This is a genomic window from Streptomyces dryopteridis (assembly GCF_049606955.1).
GTDB lineage: Bacteria > Actinomycetota > Actinomycetes > Streptomycetales > Streptomycetaceae > Streptomyces.
Genome location: NZ_CP187113.1, coordinates 5,047,386 through 5,063,825 on the forward strand (window position 1 = coordinate 5,047,386; position 16,440 = coordinate 5,063,825).

At 68.4% G+C, this 16,440-nt stretch carries 11 protein-coding genes and 3 rRNA genes; 11 read left to right on the top strand and 3 right to left on the bottom strand.

Features of this window, described 5'->3' with window-relative positions:
- Positions 1 to 616: 616 nt before the first annotated feature.
- From ACN20G_RS21625 to rrf, 3 genes are all read left to right on the top strand, one after another.
- A 16S ribosomal RNA gene (locus tag ACN20G_RS21625) occupies positions 617 to 2,140 on the top strand.
- A 287-nt stretch (positions 2,141 to 2,427) separates the two neighbouring features.
- Positions 2,428 to 5,546, top strand: a 23S ribosomal RNA gene (locus tag ACN20G_RS21630).
- A 105-nt stretch (positions 5,547 to 5,651) separates the two neighbouring features.
- Positions 5,652 to 5,768 (top strand): 5S ribosomal RNA (gene rrf, locus ACN20G_RS21635).
- Together the 16S, 23S and 5S rRNA genes form the textbook arrangement of a ribosomal RNA operon.
- Positions 5,769 to 5,849: 81 nt before the next feature.
- Here the strand turns inward: rrf and ACN20G_RS21640 are convergent.
- Entirely contained in the window at positions 5,850 to 7,427 is a 1,578-nt protein-coding gene (locus tag ACN20G_RS21640) for a hypothetical protein (RefSeq protein ID WP_424214463.1), read from the bottom strand.
- A gap of 15 nt (positions 7,428 to 7,442) precedes the next feature.
- Between ACN20G_RS21640 and ACN20G_RS21645 the strand changes: the two genes are divergently transcribed.
- Positions 7,443 to 8,369, top strand: a complete 927-nt coding sequence (locus ACN20G_RS21645) for a hypothetical protein (protein WP_424215622.1) — start codon at positions 7,443 to 7,445, stop codon at positions 8,367 to 8,369.
- 82 nt (positions 8,370 to 8,451) lie between these two features.
- Here the strand turns inward: ACN20G_RS21645 and ACN20G_RS21650 are convergent, their stop codons facing one another.
- On the bottom strand, positions 8,452 to 9,750 hold the full coding sequence (locus ACN20G_RS21650; RefSeq protein ID WP_424214464.1) for a DUF1015 family protein: 1,299 nt from the start codon (positions 9,748 to 9,750) through the stop codon (positions 8,452 to 8,454).
- 108 nt (positions 9,751 to 9,858) lie between these two features.
- Between ACN20G_RS21650 and ACN20G_RS21655 the strand changes: the two genes are divergently transcribed.
- From ACN20G_RS21655 to ACN20G_RS21670, 4 genes are all read left to right on the top strand, one after another.
- On the top strand, positions 9,859 to 10,899 hold the full coding sequence (locus ACN20G_RS21655; protein ID WP_424214465.1) for an HAD hydrolase-like protein: 1,041 nt from the start codon (positions 9,859 to 9,861) through the stop codon (positions 10,897 to 10,899).
- A 68-nt stretch (positions 10,900 to 10,967) separates the two neighbouring features.
- Positions 10,968 to 12,014, top strand: a complete 1,047-nt coding sequence (locus ACN20G_RS21660) for a FecCD family ABC transporter permease (RefSeq protein WP_424215623.1) — start codon at positions 10,968 to 10,970, stop codon at positions 12,012 to 12,014.
- Positions 12,011 to 13,060 (top strand): FecCD family ABC transporter permease, encoded by a 1,050-nt coding sequence (locus ACN20G_RS21665; RefSeq protein WP_424214466.1) that lies wholly within the window; start codon positions 12,011 to 12,013, stop codon positions 13,058 to 13,060. The genes ACN20G_RS21660 and ACN20G_RS21665 overlap by 4 nt, the downstream gene beginning before the upstream one ends.
- A 17-nt stretch (positions 13,061 to 13,077) precedes the next feature.
- On the top strand, positions 13,078 to 13,923 hold the full coding sequence (locus ACN20G_RS21670; RefSeq protein WP_424214467.1) for an ABC transporter ATP-binding protein: 846 nt from the start codon (positions 13,078 to 13,080) through the stop codon (positions 13,921 to 13,923).
- A 10-nt stretch (positions 13,924 to 13,933) separates the two neighbouring features.
- On the opposite strand, the gene ACN20G_RS21675 is transcribed toward ACN20G_RS21670, so the two are convergent.
- Positions 13,934 to 14,281, bottom strand: a complete 348-nt coding sequence (locus ACN20G_RS21675) for an SCP2 sterol-binding domain-containing protein (protein WP_424215624.1) — start codon at positions 14,279 to 14,281, stop codon at positions 13,934 to 13,936.
- A 68-nt stretch (positions 14,282 to 14,349) separates the two neighbouring features.
- On the opposite strand from ACN20G_RS21675, the gene ACN20G_RS21680 reads away from it, so the two are divergent.
- The 3 genes from ACN20G_RS21680 to ACN20G_RS21690 are packed head-to-tail and all read left to right on the top strand — an operon-like array spanning position 14,350 to position 16,374.
- A complete protein-coding gene (locus tag ACN20G_RS21680) occupies positions 14,350 to 14,601 on the top strand; it encodes a hypothetical protein (protein ID WP_424214468.1) in 252 nt (83 codons plus the stop codon).
- Positions 14,602 to 14,608: 7 nt separating this feature from the next.
- Positions 14,609 to 15,424, top strand: coding sequence for a TlyA family RNA methyltransferase (locus ACN20G_RS21685; protein WP_424214469.1), 816 nt, complete (start codon positions 14,609 to 14,611; stop codon positions 15,422 to 15,424).
- A 5-nt stretch (positions 15,425 to 15,429) separates the two neighbouring features.
- A complete protein-coding gene (locus tag ACN20G_RS21690; RefSeq protein WP_424215625.1) occupies positions 15,430 to 16,374 on the top strand; it encodes an NAD kinase in 945 nt (314 codons plus the stop codon).
- Positions 16,375 to 16,440 lie beyond the last annotated feature (66 nt).

A 16,440-nucleotide genomic window follows, 5' to 3' on the forward strand; every position in this document is an offset into this window, starting at 1 on the left:
TTGCCCAAGCCGCTTCACCAGGGTCAACGCCTTTACGGCGAACCCCGAGCGGCCAACCCACCACCTACTGCAAACCCTGACGGGTCCTTGTTCGGCATGTCCGAATGCGATCCGATCGGCTCGATTATGAGTCGAGGGGAATTCTCGGTAACGTGGTGCCCCGCCGAAAGGCAAAGCCCCTCCGATGGGCATTGGAATTCGATTCCGAACCGGAAACGGTGCGGAAAGGATCTGATAGAGTCGGAGCCGCCGGAAAGGAAATCGCGAAAGCGAGGAACTGGAAAGCGCCGAGGAAATCGGGCCGGAAACGGTGTGATAGAGTCGGAAACGCAAGAACGAAAAACAAGAGCAAGAACGAAGGAAGCGCCCGGAGGGCCCGGAAACGGGAACGAAGGAAGCGTCCGCACCTTGAGAACTCAACAGCGTGCCAAAAATCAACGCCAGATATGTTGATACCCCGTCTCTTCGGAGACGAGGTTCCTTTGAAAAGTCCTCGGACGATCCTCTTCGGATCGTGTGAGGCAACCACACAGCGAGGACGCTGTGAACAGACGGCCACATTCCGGCCTATGTCTGTTCCGCTCAACGCGAGTGGGCACCGGATTACCGGTAAACATTCACGGAGAGTTTGATCCTGGCTCAGGACGAACGCTGGCGGCGTGCTTAACACATGCAAGTCGAACGATGAAGCCCTTCGGGGTGGATTAGTGGCGAACGGGTGAGTAACACGTGGGCAATCTGCCCTTCACTCTGGGACAAGCCCTGGAAACGGGGTCTAATACCGGATACGACTCGGGAAGGCATCTTCTCGGGTGGAAAGCTCCGGCGGTGAAGGATGAGCCCGCGGCCTATCAGCTTGTTGGTGGGGTGATGGCCTACCAAGGCGACGACGGGTAGCCGGCCTGAGAGGGCGACCGGCCACACTGGGACTGAGACACGGCCCAGACTCCTACGGGAGGCAGCAGTGGGGAATATTGCACAATGGGCGAAAGCCTGATGCAGCGACGCCGCGTGAGGGATGACGGCCTTCGGGTTGTAAACCTCTTTCAGCAGGGAAGAAGCGAAAGTGACGGTACCTGCAGAAGAAGCGCCGGCTAACTACGTGCCAGCAGCCGCGGTAATACGTAGGGCGCAAGCGTTGTCCGGAATTATTGGGCGTAAAGAGCTCGTAGGCGGCTTGTTACGTCGGATGTGAAAGCCCGGGGCTTAACCCCGGGTCTGCATTCGATACGGGCAGGCTAGAGTTCGGTAGGGGAGATCGGAATTCCTGGTGTAGCGGTGAAATGCGCAGATATCAGGAGGAACACCGGTGGCGAAGGCGGATCTCTGGGCCGATACTGACGCTGAGGAGCGAAAGCGTGGGGAGCGAACAGGATTAGATACCCTGGTAGTCCACGCCGTAAACGTTGGGAACTAGGTGTGGGCGACATTCCACGTCGTCCGTGCCGCAGCTAACGCATTAAGTTCCCCGCCTGGGGAGTACGGCCGCAAGGCTAAAACTCAAAGGAATTGACGGGGGCCCGCACAAGCGGCGGAGCATGTGGCTTAATTCGACGCAACGCGAAGAACCTTACCAAGGCTTGACATATACCGGAAACGGCCAGAGATGGTCGCCCCCTTGTGGTCGGTATACAGGTGGTGCATGGCTGTCGTCAGCTCGTGTCGTGAGATGTTGGGTTAAGTCCCGCAACGAGCGCAACCCTTGTCCTGTGTTGCCAGCATGCCCTTCGGGGTGATGGGGACTCACAGGAGACCGCCGGGGTCAACTCGGAGGAAGGTGGGGACGACGTCAAGTCATCATGCCCCTTATGTCTTGGGCTGCACACGTGCTACAATGGCCGGTACAATGAGCTGCGATACCGTGAGGTGGAGCGAATCTCAAAAAGCCGGTCTCAGTTCGGATTGGGGTCTGCAACTCGACCCCATGAAGTCGGAGTCGCTAGTAATCGCAGATCAGCATTGCTGCGGTGAATACGTTCCCGGGCCTTGTACACACCGCCCGTCACGTCACGAAAGTCGGTAACACCCGAAGCCGGTGGCCCAACCCTTGTGGAGGGAGCTGTCGAAGGTGGGACTGGCGATTGGGACGAAGTCGTAACAAGGTAGCCGTACCGGAAGGTGCGGCTGGATCACCTCCTTTCTAAGGAGCACAGTACCGATTGCAGGCGAATGTTCTGCACGGTCAGCTCATGGGTGGAACGTTGATTAGTTGGCACAATCGGTGAACATCTTTCGCTAGTACTGCTTCGGCGTGGAACGCGGTGTGATGGGATCGGATTGTGCTTGGCACGTTGTTGGGTCCTGAGGGTACGGCCACTTGTTGGTCTGCCTTCGGATTCCGGCCCCAGTGAACTCGAGCCTCAGCGGCTTGGGGTGGTGGGTGGCTGGTCGTTGTTTGAGAACTACACAGTGGACGCGAGCATCTGTGGCCAAGTTTTTAAGGGCGCACGGTGGATGCCTTGGCACCAGGAACCGATGAAGGACGTGGGAGGCCGCGATAGGCCCCGGGGAGCTGTCAACCGAGCTTTGATCCGGGGGTGTCCGAATGGGGAAACCCGGCAGTCGTCATGGGCTGTCACCCGCTGCTGAACACATAGGCAGTGTGGAGGGAACGAGGGGAAGTGAAACATCTCAGTACCCTCAGGAAGAGAAAACAACCGTGATTCCGGGAGTAGTGGCGAGCGAAACCGGATGAGGCCAAACCTGTGATGTGTGAGACCCGGCAGGGGTTGCGTCATGGGGGTTGTGGGAATGAGCTTTCACGATCTGCCGGTCGTGAGGCGAGTCAGAAACCGTATGGATAGGCGAAGGACATGCGAAAGGTCCGGCGTAGAGGGTAAGACCCCCGTAGCTGAAATCTGTACGGCTTGCTTGCTCATCTCCCAAGTAGCACGGGCCCCGAGAAATCCCGTGTGAATCTGGCGGGACCACCCGCTAAGCCTAAATATTCCCTGGTGACCGATAGCGGATAGTACCGTGAGGGAATGGTGAAAAGTACCGCGGGAGCGGAGTGAAATAGTACCTGAAACCGTGTGCCTACAAGCCGTGGGAGCGTCGGAACGAGGCTTGCCTTGTTCTCGTGACTGCGTGCCTTTTGAAGAATGAGCCTGCGAGTTAGCGGTGTGTAGCGAGGTTAACCCGTGTGGGGAAGCCGTAGCGAAAGCGAGTCCGAACAGGGCGTTTGAGTTGCACGCTCTAGACCCGAAGCGGAGTGATCTAGCCATGGGCAGGTTGAAGCGGAGGTAAGACTTCGTGGAGGACCGAACCCACCAGGGTTGAAAACCTGGGGGATGACCTGTGGTTAGGGGTGAAAGGCCAATCAAACTCCGTGATAGCTGGTTCTCCCCGAAATGCATTTAGGTGCAGCGTCGTGTGTTTCTTGCCGGAGGTAGAGCACTGGATAGGCGATGGGCCCTACCGGGTTACTGACCTTAGCCAAACTCCGAATGCCGGTAAGTGAGAGCACGGCAGTGAGACTGTGGGGGATAAGCTCCATGGTCGAGAGGGAAACAGCCCAGAGCATCGACTAAGGCCCCTAAGCGTACGCTAAGTGGGAAAGGATGTGGAGTCGCAGAGACAACCAGGAGGTTGGCTTAGAAGCAGCCACCCTTGAAAGAGTGCGTAATAGCTCACTGGTCAAGTGATTCCGCGCCGACAATGTAGCGGGGCTCAAGCGTACCGCCGAAGTCGTGTCATTGCAGCAATAGGGCCAACGCCTGCTGTGATGGGTAGGGGAGCGTCGTGTGCCGGGTGAAGCAGCACCGGAAGGTAGTTGTGGACGGTTCACGAGTGAGAATGCAGGCATGAGTAGCGATACAAGAGTGAGAAACTCTTGCGCCGATTGACTAAGGGTTCCTGGGTCAAGCTGATCTGCCCAGGGTAAGTCGGGACCTAAGGCGAGGCCGACAGGCGTAGTCGATGGACAACCGGTTGATATTCCGGTACCCGCTTTGAAACGCCCAATATCGAATCCTCTGATGCTAAGACCGTGAAGCCGTCCTGGAGCCTTCGGGCAAAGGGGAGTGGTGGAGCCGTTGATCCAAGGTGGTAGTAGGTAAGCGATGGGGTGACGCAGGAAGGTAGTCCAGCCCGGGCGGTGGTAGTCCCGGGGTAAGGGTGTAGGACGCACGGTAGGCAAATCCGTCGTGCACATAGTCTGACCTGATGCCGAGCCGATTGTGGTGAAGTGGATGATCCTATGCTGTCGAGAAAAGCCTCTAGCGAGTTTCATGGCGGCCCGTACCCTAAACCGACTCAGGTGGTCAGGTAGAGAATACCGAGGCGTTCGGGTGAACTATGGTTAAGGAACTCGGCAAAATGCCCCCGTAACTTCGGGAGAAGGGGGGCCACGTCTGGTGATGAGTCTTGCACTCTGAGCTGGGGGTGGCCGCAGAGACCAGCGAGAAGCGACTGTTTACTAAAAACACAGGTCCGTGCGAAGCCGTAAGGCGATGTATACGGACTGACGCCTGCCCGGTGCTGGAACGTTAAGGGGACCGGTTAGTGACCTTTCGGGGTTGCGAAGCTGAGAACTTAAGCGCCAGTAAACGGCGGTGGTAACTATAACCATCCTAAGGTAGCGAAATTCCTTGTCGGGTAAGTTCCGACCTGCACGAATGGCGTAACGACTTCTCGACTGTCTCAACCATAGGCCCGGTGAAATTGCACTACGAGTAAAGATGCTCGTTTCGCGCAGCAGGACGGAAAGACCCCGGGACCTTTACTACAGTTTGATATTGGTGTTCGGTTCGGCTTGTGTAGGATAGGTGGGAGACTGTGAAGCGGCCACGCCAGTGGTTGTGGAGTCGTCGTTGAAATACCACTCTGGTCGTGCTGGATGTCTAACCTCGGTCCGTGATCCGGATCAGGGACAGTGTCTGATGGGTAGTTTAACTGGGGCGGTTGCCTCCCAAAGAGTAACGGAGGCGCCCAAAGGTTCCCTCAGCCTGGTTGGCAATCAGGTGTTGAGTGTAAGTGCACAAGGGAGCTTGACTGTGAGACCGACGGGTCGAGCAGGGACGAAAGTCGGGACTAGTGATCCGGCGGTGGCTTGTGGAAGCGCCGTCGCTCAACGGATAAAAGGTACCCCGGGGATAACAGGCTGATCTTCCCCAAGAGTCCATATCGACGGGATGGTTTGGCACCTCGATGTCGGCTCGTCGCATCCTGGGGCTGGAGTCGGTCCCAAGGGTTGGGCTGTTCGCCCATTAAAGCGGTACGCGAGCTGGGTTTAGAACGTCGTGAGACAGTTCGGTCCCTATCCGCTGTGCGCGTAGGAATATTGAGAAGGGCTGTCCCTAGTACGAGAGGACCGGGACGGACGAACCTCTGGTGTGCCAGTTGTCCTGCCAAGGGCATGGCTGGTTGGCTACGTTCGGGAGGGATAACCGCTGAAAGCATCTAAGCGGGAAGCCTGCTTCGAGATGAGTATTCCCACCTCCTTGAGAGGGTAAGGCTCCCAGTAGACGACTGGGTTGATAGGCCAGATGTGGAAGCCCGGTAACGGGTGAAGCTGACTGGTACTAATAGGCCGAGGGCTTGTCCTCAGTTGCTCGCGTCCACTGTGTTAGTTCTGAAGCAACGAACAGTTGCTGGTTTATTGAGCAGAACACAACTATAAAGTGTGCTTGTTCGCTCGAAACCGATAGGGTTTCGGTGGTCATAGCGTTAGGGAAACGCCCGGTTACATTCCGAACCCGGAAGCTAAGCCTTTCAGCGCCGATGGTACTGCAGGGGGGACCCTGTGGGAGAGTAGGACGCCGCCGAACAATTATTCAAAGGACCCTTGGTCCCAGCGTTCAGCGCTGGGGCCAAGGGTCCTTTTTGTTTTTCTTTCCATTGCTTGACTGCTACACGCCGAAGCGCGACCCCGGGCAGGGTGCGCGAGAATGGCTTGCGGTACCCCGAAGACAGGAGTCACACCCATGTCCAACTCTCCCGACGATCGTCCGGAGCGCGAGCCTCGTCGCAACGACGGTGGTGACAGGGGCGGTTCCCGCGGCGGTTTCCGTCGTGACGACCGTGGCGGCCGCCCTGCCGGCGACCGTGGTGGCTTCCGTCGTGACGACCGTGGCGGCGACCGTCCGTCGTACCCGCGTCGTGACGACCGCCCCTCCGGTGGGTACCGGGGTCGCGACGATCGCGGTGGCGACCGTCCCTCGTACCCGCGCCGTGACGACGACCGCTCGTCCGGTGGTTTCCGCCGTGACGACCGCGGTGGCGACCGTCCGTCGTACCCCCGTCGCGACGACCGTCCCTCCGGCGGTTTCCGCGGGCGTGACGACCGTGGCGGCGACCGTTCCTCCTTCCCGCGTCGCGATGACCGTGGGGGCGACCGCCCGTCGTTCCCGCGTCGTGATGACGACCGTGGTGGGTTCCGTCGCGATGACCGCGGCGACCGTCCCTCCGGCGGCGGCTTCCGTGGGCGTGACGACCGTGGCGGCGACCGTCCGTCCTACCCGCGTCGCGACGACCGGCCGTCCGGCGGGTTCCGTCGCGATGACCGGGGTGGGGACCGTCCGTCCTTCCCGCGTCGTGACGACCGTCCCTCCGGTGGTGGCTTCCGTGGCCGTGACGACCGTGGCGGCGACCGTCCGTCGTTCCCGCGTCGCGATGACGACCGTGGCGGGTTCCGTCGCGATGACCGCGGCGACCGTCCCTCCGGCGGCGGCTTCCGTGGGCGCGACGACCGCGGTGGCGACCGTCCGTCCTACCCGCGCCGTGACGACCGGCCCTCGGGCGGTGGCTTCCGTCGTGACGATCGTGGTGGGGACCGTCCGTCCTACCCGCGTCGTGACGACCGGCCTTCCGGTGGGTTCCGTGGGCGCGATGACCGTGGCGGCGACCGCCCGTCGTTCCCTCGTCGGGACGACGACCGTGGCGGGTTCCGTCGCGACGACCGCGGCGACCGCCCCTCCGGCGGCGGGTTCCGTGGGCGTGACGACCGCGGTGGCGACCGTCCGTCCTACCCGCGTCGTGACGACCGGCCTTCCGGTGGGTTCCGCGGCCGCGATGACCGTGGCGGCGACCGTCCGTCGTTCCCCCGTCGTGACGACCGTGGGGACCGCCCGTCCGGTGGCGGTTTCCGTGGGCGCGATGACCGTGGCGGCGACCGTCCCTCGTACCCGCGTCGTGACGACCGTGGGGACCGCCCGTCCGGTGGCGGTTTCCGTGGGCGCGACGACCGCGGTGGGGACCGTCCGTCGTTCCCGCGTCGTGACGACCGTGGCGACCGCCCCTCCGGTGGTGGCTTCCGCGGCCGTGACGACCGTGGTGGCGACCGTGGTGGGTTCCGCGGGCGGGACGACCGGGGTGGCGACCGCGGTGGGTACCGCGGGCGTGACGACCGCGGTGACGACCGTGACTTCCGCGACCGCGACCGGGAGCCCGTGAAGCGGCTGCCGATCGACGACGACGTCACCGGTCACGAGATCGACGACGACGTGCGCCAGGAGCTGCTCAGCCTGCCCAAGGGGCTCGCCGAGGAGGTCTCCCGCAACCTGGTCATGGTCGCGCGCCTCATCGACGAGGACCCCGAGCGGGCCTACGCCTACTCGCGGATCGCCCTGCGCCTGGCCTCCCGTGTCGCCGCCGTCCGCGAGGCCGCCGGCTTCGCCGCGTACGCCACGCAGAAGTACAACGAGGCGCTCGCGGAGTTCCGCGCCGCCCGTCGCATGACCGGCTCGGTCGAGCTGTGGCCCGTCATGGCCGACTGCGAGCGCGGCATGGGCCGCCCCGAGCGCGCGCTGGCCATGGCCGGCGAGCCCGAGGTGCAGAAGCTGGACAAGGCCGGTCAGGTCGAGATGCGGCTCGTGGCCGCCGGCGCCCGCCGGGACATGGACCAGCTCGACGCCGCCATCGTCACCCTCCAGAGCCCGGAGCTGGCCTCCAACTCCGTCCAGCCCTGGACCGCCCGCCTGCGCTACGCCTACGCCGACGCGCTGCTCGCGGCCGGCCGTGAGGAAGAGGCGCGCGACTGGTTCGCGAAGACCGTCGAGGCCGACAAGGACGGCAGCACCGACGCCTCCGACCGACTCGCCGAGATGGACGGGGTCGAGTTCGTCGACGCCCTCGACACCGACGAGGACGAGGACGGCGCCCGCGACGCCGAGGACCGCGACGAGCGGGACGAGGACGACGAGGACGAGGCCGGCGACTCCGACGAGGACCGCGGTGGCTACCGCGAGGACTTCGACGACGAGGCCGAGCTCGACGACGAGGACGACGAGGACGACGACCAGGACCCGGCGGAGGTCGCCGCGGCCGAGGCCGTCCGCGACGCCACCGAGTACTACGACGAGGACGACGACGAGTACGAGCCCGCCGAGGCTCCCGCCGACGCCGACCGCGCCGACCGCGACAAGGGCTGAGGCCCACCGCGACACCGAGAAGGGCGGTGCCCCCGGAGAGTGACCACTCTCCGGGGGCACCGCCCTTCGGCGTTTCCGGCGGTCAGGCCAGGGAGCGCAGGACCAGGCCCGTGGCCGGCTTCGGGCCGAAGGACGTGGACTTGCGGGGCATCGTCACACCCTGCCGGGCCAGGTCGCGGACCACGTCCTCGCGGACCGGGTGCAGCAGGACCGCCGTGCCGCCCAGGCGCGCGGCCATGTCCACGGTGGCCTGGGCGTCGTGGATGTAGGCGATGTGCTCGGGCTCGTCCGGGACCCGCCACAGCTCGTCCAGCAGCGTCGCGTGCAGGACCGTGGCGTCCAGTCGGCGCCATGCCTCGGGCCGGTCGTGCCGGACGGTGCGGTCCAGGAGCTCCGGGTCCGGGTCCGTGACGAGGTGGAAGGCGCCGTCGCCGGCGAGGAGGAAGGCGGTGCCGGCCGCCGATGCCTCCGTCAGCTCGGCCAGGGCCTCCGGCACGGTCAGCCCGTCCCCGAGGGCGCGGACCGTGAACGCGCCGCCGTCGAGTGCGGCCAGGGCCCGGGCCGGGGGCAGGCGGCGCAGCAGCCGGTGGATGGCGCGGACCCGCAGCGGGTGGCGGCGGGTGTCGACGAGGAGGACCAGGCCGCGGTCCCAGGGGCCGCCCGCCGGGTGTTCGGCCCGCAGGCGCAGGTAGGTGGCCCAGCGGTGGTGGCCGTCGGCGATGAGGGCCTGCCGGTCGGCGAGGTCGGCGGTGACGGCGTCCAGCTCGGCCGGGTCGGTGACCGCCCACAGGCGGTGCCGGACCCCGTCCTCGGTGGTGGTGGTCAGCAGCGGGGGCCGGTGCGAGGTCGTGTCCTCGACGACGTCGGCCGCCGAGCGGTCGTGGCCGGGGGCCGGGCCGTCGCCGCCGACGTACGTCAGCAGCAGCGGCTCCAGGTTCGCGGCGGTGGCCCGCATCAGGCCGGCGCGTTCGGCGACCACGTCCGCCATGACGTCCTCGTGCGGGAGGACGACGCCCTCGGCCGGTTCCGACAGGTCCAGGGTGCCGATGAGGCCGCGCTGGACGATGCCGCCCTGGCTCTGCTCGTACACGTACAGGGCGGGTTCCGGGTCGGCGGCGAGGACGCCCTCGGCGAGCCAGGCGGCCAGGGTGCGGGCGGCCAGTTCGTCGCGGTCGGCGGGGCTCGGGGCCTGGGGCAGGATCAGCCGCACGATGTTGTGCGGGTCGGAGGACTCCAGGTGGTGGAGTCCGTCGGGGCGGACCACGACGTCGTACGGCGGGGAGGTGACGGCGGCGAGACTGCCGACGCGTTCGGGGACGTACCGCAGGCCGCGGAACGGGGTCAGGCGCAGCCCGGACGTCTTTGTACCAGGTGTGGTCATCCCAGCATCGTAAGTGTCCGTTCACGATGCGAGATGATCGGGGGAGCGGCGGTTCCCGAACGGGTCCGCCGCCCGCCCCCGAACGCGAAGCAGCGAGGAGACACCAGGATGAGCCGGCAGCGCAGGACCAGCCCCGCGGGCAGCGAGCGAGCCCTGCACCGCGCGTACGACACGGCCCTGCTCGACCTCGACGGGGTGGTGTACGCGGGCGGCGCGGCCATCGCGCACGCCGTGGACGCGCTGGCCTCGGCCCGGGCCGACGGGATGCGGCTGGCGTACGTGACCAACAACGCCCTGCGGACCCCCGACGCGGTCGCCGAGCACCTGACGGAGCTGGGCGTCCCGACCGGGGCGGGGGACGTGGTGACCTCGGCGCAGGCCGTGTCCCGGTTGATGGCCGAGGAGCTGCCGGCGGGCGCGAAGGTGCTCGTGGTGGGCGGGGAGGGGCTGTGGGTCGCGCTGCGGGAGCGGGGGCTGGAGCCGGTGGAGTCGGCCGAGGACGGTCCGGTGGCGGTGGTGCAGGGCTTCGGGGGGCCCGAGCTGGCGTGGGGGCGGTTCGCGGAGGCGGCGTACGCGATCGAGGCGGGGGCCGCCTGGTACGCGTCGAACACGGACCTGACGATCCCGGGGGCGCGGGGGATCGCGCCGGGGAACGGGGCGGCGGTGGAGGTGGTGCGGATCGCGACGGGCAAGGAGCCGAAGGTGGCCGGGAAGCCGTTGCCGCCGATGCACCGCGAGACGATCCTGCGGACCGGGGCCGAGCGGCCGCTGGTGGTGGGGGACCGGCTGGACACGGACATCGAGGGCGCGTTCAACGGCGGGGTGGACTCGCTGCTGGTGCTGACCGGGGTCACCGACGGGGCGGTGCTGTTGCGGGCGGTGCCCGAGCACCGGCCCACGTTCGTCGACCGTGACCTGCGGGGCCTGCTGACCGGGCAGCCCGAGGTGACGGGGGACGCCGAGGGCGGTTTCGGCTGCGGGGGGTGGACGGCGCGGGCCGACGCGGCCGCCGGTGAGCTGCTGCTGTCCGGCGAGGACGGGGACCCGCTGGACGGGCTGCGGGCGCTGTGCGCGGCGGCCTGGACCGAGGGCGGGGACGGGGCCTGCGGGCTGGACGCGGGCAAGGCCCTGGCGCGGCTCGGGCTCTGAGGGGCCGGGGGAGGGGGGCTTTCGGCCGGCCTGCCCCGGGTCGAAGGTAGGCTAGCCTAACCTTCGTGTTGGTCGAGAGTCCTCCCCGAGGGAACGTCGCGGCGGAGTACGCCGTCCCACGTTCACGCAGCGTCGCGCGCGCCGCCGGTCTGGTGGTGTCGTGCGTCCTCCTGGCGGTGGTCGCGGTGCTGAGCATCGCGATCGGCGCGAAACAGATGCCGCTGGACCAGGTCTGGCACGGCCTGTTCTCGTTCACAGGTACCCCCGAGGACGTGGTGGTGCGCGATCTGCGCGTGCCGCGCACCCTGCTGGGCGTGCTGGTGGGCCTGGGGCTGGGTCTGTCGGGGGCGGTGATGCAGGCGTTGACCCGCAATCCGTTGGCGGAGCCCGGGATCCTCGGGGTGAACGCGGGGGCGTCGGCGGCCGTGGTGACGGCCATCGCGTTCTTCGGGGCGACCGGCCTGACGGAGTTCGTCTGGTACGCGTTCGCCGGCGCCGCGATCGTGTCGGTGCTGGTGTACGTGCTGGGCGGGAGCCGGGCGGCGACGCCGGTGCGGTTGGCGCTGGCGGGGACGGCGGCGACGGCGGCCCTGATGGGCTACGTGAACGCCGTGCAGTTGTTGAACAACACGGCCCTGGACAAGCTGCGGTTCTGGTCGGTGGGCTCGTTGTCCTCGGCGACCATGGACACGGTGACCCTGGTGGCGCCGTTCCTGCTGCCCGCCGCGGCCGTGGCCCTGTGCCTGGGGCGGTCGCTGAACGCGATGGCGATGGGTGACGACACGGCGCGGGCGCTGGGCGCGGGGCTGAACCGGACCCGGTTCCTGGCGATGGCCGTGGTCACCCTGCTGTGCGGGGCGGCGACCGCCGCGTGCGGGCCGATCGTGTTCGTCGGGCTGATGGTGCCGCACATGGTGCGGGCGTTCACCGGGCCGGACATGCGGTGGGTCCTGGCGTACTCGGCGGTGCTGTCGCCGGTGCTGCTGCTGGGCTCGGACGTGGTGGGGCGGGTCGTCACCCGGCCGGCGGAACTCCAGGTGGGCATCATGACGGCGTTGATCGGCGGGCCCGTCTTCATCTGGCTGGTGCGACGCAAGAGGACGGCGAAGCTGTGACGGCGAACAAGGGCGCGCGGCCGAGGGCGCTGCGCGGGCCGGGTTTCTCGGTGCGGGTGGAGCCGCGCGCGGTGCTGGCCTCGGTGGGGCTGGCGGTGTGCGGGGTGGTGCTCGCGGTGCTGTTGATCGGCACCGGGGACTTCGAGATCGCGCCCGGGGACGTGGTGGCGAGCCTGCTGGGCCACGGCGATCCCGCCGACGAGTTCATCGTCACCGACCTGCGGCTGCCGCGGGTGCTGGTGGCCCTGCTCGTGGGCGCGGCGCTGGGGCTGGCGGGCGCGGTGTTCCAGTCGGTGTCCCGCAACCCGCTGGGCTCGCCGGACATGCTCGGGTTCGAACAGGGCGCGGCCGTGGGCGCGCTCGTGGTGATCGTGCTGTTCCACGGCGACGCGACGGCGGTGGCCGGGGGCGCGCTCGTGGGCGGTCTGGCGACGGGTCTGGCGGTGTACCTGCTGGCGTTCAAGCGGGGGGTGCACGGTTATCGGCTGGTGTTGGTGGGCGTGGGCACGACGGCGATGCTCGTCGCCGCGATCCAGTACCTGCTGACGAAGGCGCAGGTGGTCGAGGCCACGCGGGCGATGGTGTGGCTGACCGGGTCCCTGGCCGGGCGGGACTGGGCGCAGGTGTGGCCGCTGCTCGTGACGTGCGCGGTGCTGTTCCCGCTCGTGCTCGGGCAGGGGCGGGCGCTGCGGATGATGGAGATGGGCGACGACGCGGCCAGTGCCATGGGGGTGCGGGTGGAGCGGACCCGCGGGCTGCTGCTGCTCGCGGGGGTCGTGTTGACGACGGCGGCGGCCGCGGCGGCGGGGCCGATCACGTTCGTGGCCCTGGCCGCGCCGCAGTTGGCGCGGCGGTTGACGGGGTCGGCGGGGTCGAACCTGGTGTCCTCGGCGCTGATGGGGGCCGGGTTGTTGGCGGTGTCGGACTGGGGCTCGCAGCGGGTGTTCGGGTCGGACCAGTTGCCGGTGGGCGTGGTGACCGGGCTGGTCGGCGGGGTGTACCTGCTGTGGTTGTTGGTCAGTGAGCGCAGGGCGGGTCGGATATGAGGACGAAGGGCACGGGAATGGGCACGGGCACGGTCGCGGACGGTACGGCGGGGACCCGGCGGTTGCGCGCCGAGGACGTGACGCTGGGCTACGACCAGCGGGTGATCGCGCGGAACCTGTCGGTGGACATCCCCGACAACTCGTTCACGGTGATCGTCGGGCCGAACGCGTGCGGGAAGTCCACGCTGCTGCGGGCGCTGGCCCGGATGTTGCGGCCGGCCGCGGGGCGGGTGCTGCTCGACGGGCAGGCGATCTCTTCGCTGCCGGCGAAGAAGGTGGCGCGGACCCTGGGGCTGTTGCCGCAGTCCTCGATCGCGCCGGACGGGATCACGGTCGCCGACCTGGTCTCCCGGGGCCGCTACCCGCACCAGGGGCTGCTGCGGCAGTGGTCGCCGCAGGACGAGCGGATCGTGGCCGAGTCGATGGCCGCGACCGGGGTCGCCGAGCTGGCCGACCGGGCCGTGGACGAGCTGTCGGGCGGTCAGCGGCAGCGGGTGTGGATCGCGATGGCGCTGGCGCAGCAGACGCCGCTGCTGCTGCTCGACGAGCCGACCACCTACCTGGACATCCACCACCAGATCGACGTGCTCGACCTGTGCGCGGAGCTGCACGAGAACCAGGGTCGGACCCTGGTGGCGGTCCTGCACGACCTGAACCACGCGGCGCGCTACGCGACCCACCTGATCGCGATGCGGGACGGGAAGGTGCTGGCGGAGGGGCCGCCGGCGGAGGTGGTCACCGCCGAGCTCGTGGAGCGGGCCTTCGACCTGCGGTGCCGGATCATCGAGGACCCGGAGACGGGCACCCCGCTGGTGATCCCGGCGGCCCGGCAGCCGCGCCGGGCCCCGGCCGGGGTCGCCTGAGCGGGCGGGCTCAGAGCAGGGAGCGGAGTTTGAGCAGGTCGCGGAAGCCGGCCTCCAGGCGGACCCGGCCCGAGGCCCAGGCGCTCGCGAAGTTCAGCCGGCCGCCGACCATGGCCACCAGGTCGTCCCCGGTCATGGCCAGTCGGATCTCGGCCTTGGTCCGGGGCGGCCCCGGGTGCCGGTCGGCGACCGTGATCCGGCCGTGTTCCAGCCGGCCCGTGAACGTCTCGTCCAGGTCGGTGACGTGGCAGCTCAGGGACCGGTCGAGCGCGGCCGCGCCGCGTACGCCGGAATCGGCCCGAGCCAGGTTGTCGGACAGGGTGTCGAGTGCGTCGCGGCACTCCTCGATCGTCGCCATCGTGATCACGACCGTACCTCAGTGCGGTGACGGACGCCCCGGGGGCCGTACGCGGTAGCGTCTGGGCCATGAACGACAGCGGCACCCCGCTCGGCCCGCCCGCCGACACCGTCCGTCCGGAACCCGCCCCCGCGCCCGCGCCGCCCGAGCCCACCGGGCACCCCGAGGTGGACGCGGCCCTGGCCCGGCTCGTGGCCGTCGACCACCTCCCGGCGGACTCCCGGGTCGATGTGTACGAGGATGTACACCGAGGGCTGCGCGCCGCGCTGACCGCGCTGGACGCGCCGGCCCCGCCCGTACCGCACGACAACAGGAGCTGAACCCACCGTGGCAGGAGTGGCACGCCGCCGACTGGACGCCGAACTGGTCCGCCGCAAGATGGCGCGGTCGCGCGAGCACGCCGGGCAACTCATCGCCGCCGGTCGCGTCACGGTCGGCGGGGCCACGGCGACGAAGTCCGCCACCCAGGTGGAGACCAGCGCCGCCCTCGTGGTCCGCGCCGACGACGACGACCCCGACTACGTCTCCCGGGGCGGGCACAAGCTCGCCGGGGCGCTGGCCGCCTTCACCCCCCTGGGCCTGCGGGTCGAGGGCCGCCGCGCCCTGGACGCGGGCGCCTCCACCGGAGGGTTCACCGACGTGCTGCTGCGCGCCGGGGTGGCGCACGTGATGGCCGTGGACGTGGGCTACGGGCAGCTCGCCTGGTCCCTGCAGAGCGACGAGCGGGTCACCGTCAAGGACCGCACCAACGTGCGCGAACTGACCGTGGAGCAGCTCGACGGGATTCCCGTCGACCTGATCGTCGGCGACCTGTCGTTCATCTCCATCGGGCTGGTGCTGCCCGCCCTCGTGCGCTGCGCCGCCCCGGACGCCGACTTCGTGCTCATGGTCAAGCCGCAGTTCGAGGTCGGCAAGGAGCGCCTCGGCAGCGGCGGGGTCGTGCGCAGCCCCGAGCTGCGGGCCGAGGCGGTGCGGGAGGTGGCCGCGCGGGCGGCCGGCCTGGGCCTGGGCGTGCTCGGCGTGACCGCGTCACCGCTGCCCGGGCCCTCGGGGAACGTCGAGTACTTTCTGTGGATGCGGGCGGGGGCTGCGGCACTCGACCCGGCGGACGTCGATCGTGCGGTGGCGGAGGGGCCGAAGTGAGCGAGATTTCCAAGGGGGGCTCGGGCGAGGCGCCCGAGGGGACGGGCGCGGAGCCGGGACGGACGGTGTTCCTGCTGGCGCACACCGGCCGGCCGGCCGCGATCCACAGCGCGGAACGGGTGGTGCAGGGGCTGCTGCGCTCCGGCCTGGGGGTGCGGGTGCTGGCCCACGAGGCGGTGGACCTGCCCGGGCTGCCGCCCGAGGTGGGCCTCGTCGACGAGACCGCGCCCGACGTGCTGGCCGGCTGTGAACTGCTGATCGTGCTGGGCGGTGACGGGACCCTGCTGCGGGGCGCCGAGTTCGCGCGCTGCTCCGGGGTGCCGATGCTCGGCGTGAACCTGGGCCGGGTCGGGTTCCTCGCCGAGGCCGAACGCGACGACCTCGACAAGGTCGTCGACCGGGTCGTGGAGCGGGCCTACGAGGTCGAGGAACGCATGACCGTGGACGTGGTCGTCCGCAGCAACGGCGACGTGGTCCACACCGACTGGGCCCTCAACGAGGCCGCCGTCCAGAAGGACGCCCCCGAGCGGATGCTGGAGGTGGTGCTGGAGATCGACGGCCGGCCCGTCTCCGCCTTCGGGTGCGACGGCATCGTCTGCGCCACCCCCACCGGCTCCACCGCCTACGCGTTCTCGGCGGGCGGGCCCGTGGTGTGGCCCGAGGTCGAGGCCCTGCTGATGGTCCCGATCAGCGCCCACGCCCTGTTCGCCAAGCCGCTGGTGACCTCCCCCGACACGGTCCTGGCCGTCGAGGTGAAGGCCGACGCGGCGCACGGGGTGCTGTGGTGCGACGGACGGCGCACGGTGGCGCTGCCCCCGCAGGCCCGGGTCGAGGTCCGGCGCGGGGAGATCCCCGTCCGACTCGCCCGACTGCACCACGCCTCCTTCGCGGACCGGCTCGTCGCCAAGTTCGCGCTGCCCGTCTCCGGCTGGCGCGGCGCCCCGCACTGACGCGCGCGGACCGCCCCGGGTCCCGGACACGCGTCCCGCCGGCCGGTGCGCGCGTCCGGGACGATG

Excerpts from the sequence above, each read along its gene's own strand:
- ACN20G_RS21650 (WP_424214464.1), bottom strand. The coding sequence starts at position 9,750 with ATGACCACACCTGGTACAAAGACGTCCGGGCTGCGCCTGACCCCGTTC.
- ACN20G_RS21655 (WP_424214465.1), top strand. The coding sequence starts at position 9,859 with ATGAGCCGGCAGCGCAGGACCAGCCCCGCGGGCAGCGAGCGAGCCCTG.
- ACN20G_RS21670 (WP_424214467.1), top strand. The coding sequence starts at position 13,078 with ATGGGCACGGGCACGGTCGCGGACGGTACGGCGGGGACCCGGCGGTTG.
- ACN20G_RS21675 (WP_424215624.1), bottom strand. The coding sequence starts at position 14,281 with ATGGCGACGATCGAGGAGTGCCGCGACGCACTCGACACCCTGTCCGAC.
- ACN20G_RS21680 (WP_424214468.1), top strand. The coding sequence starts at position 14,350 with ATGAACGACAGCGGCACCCCGCTCGGCCCGCCCGCCGACACCGTCCGT.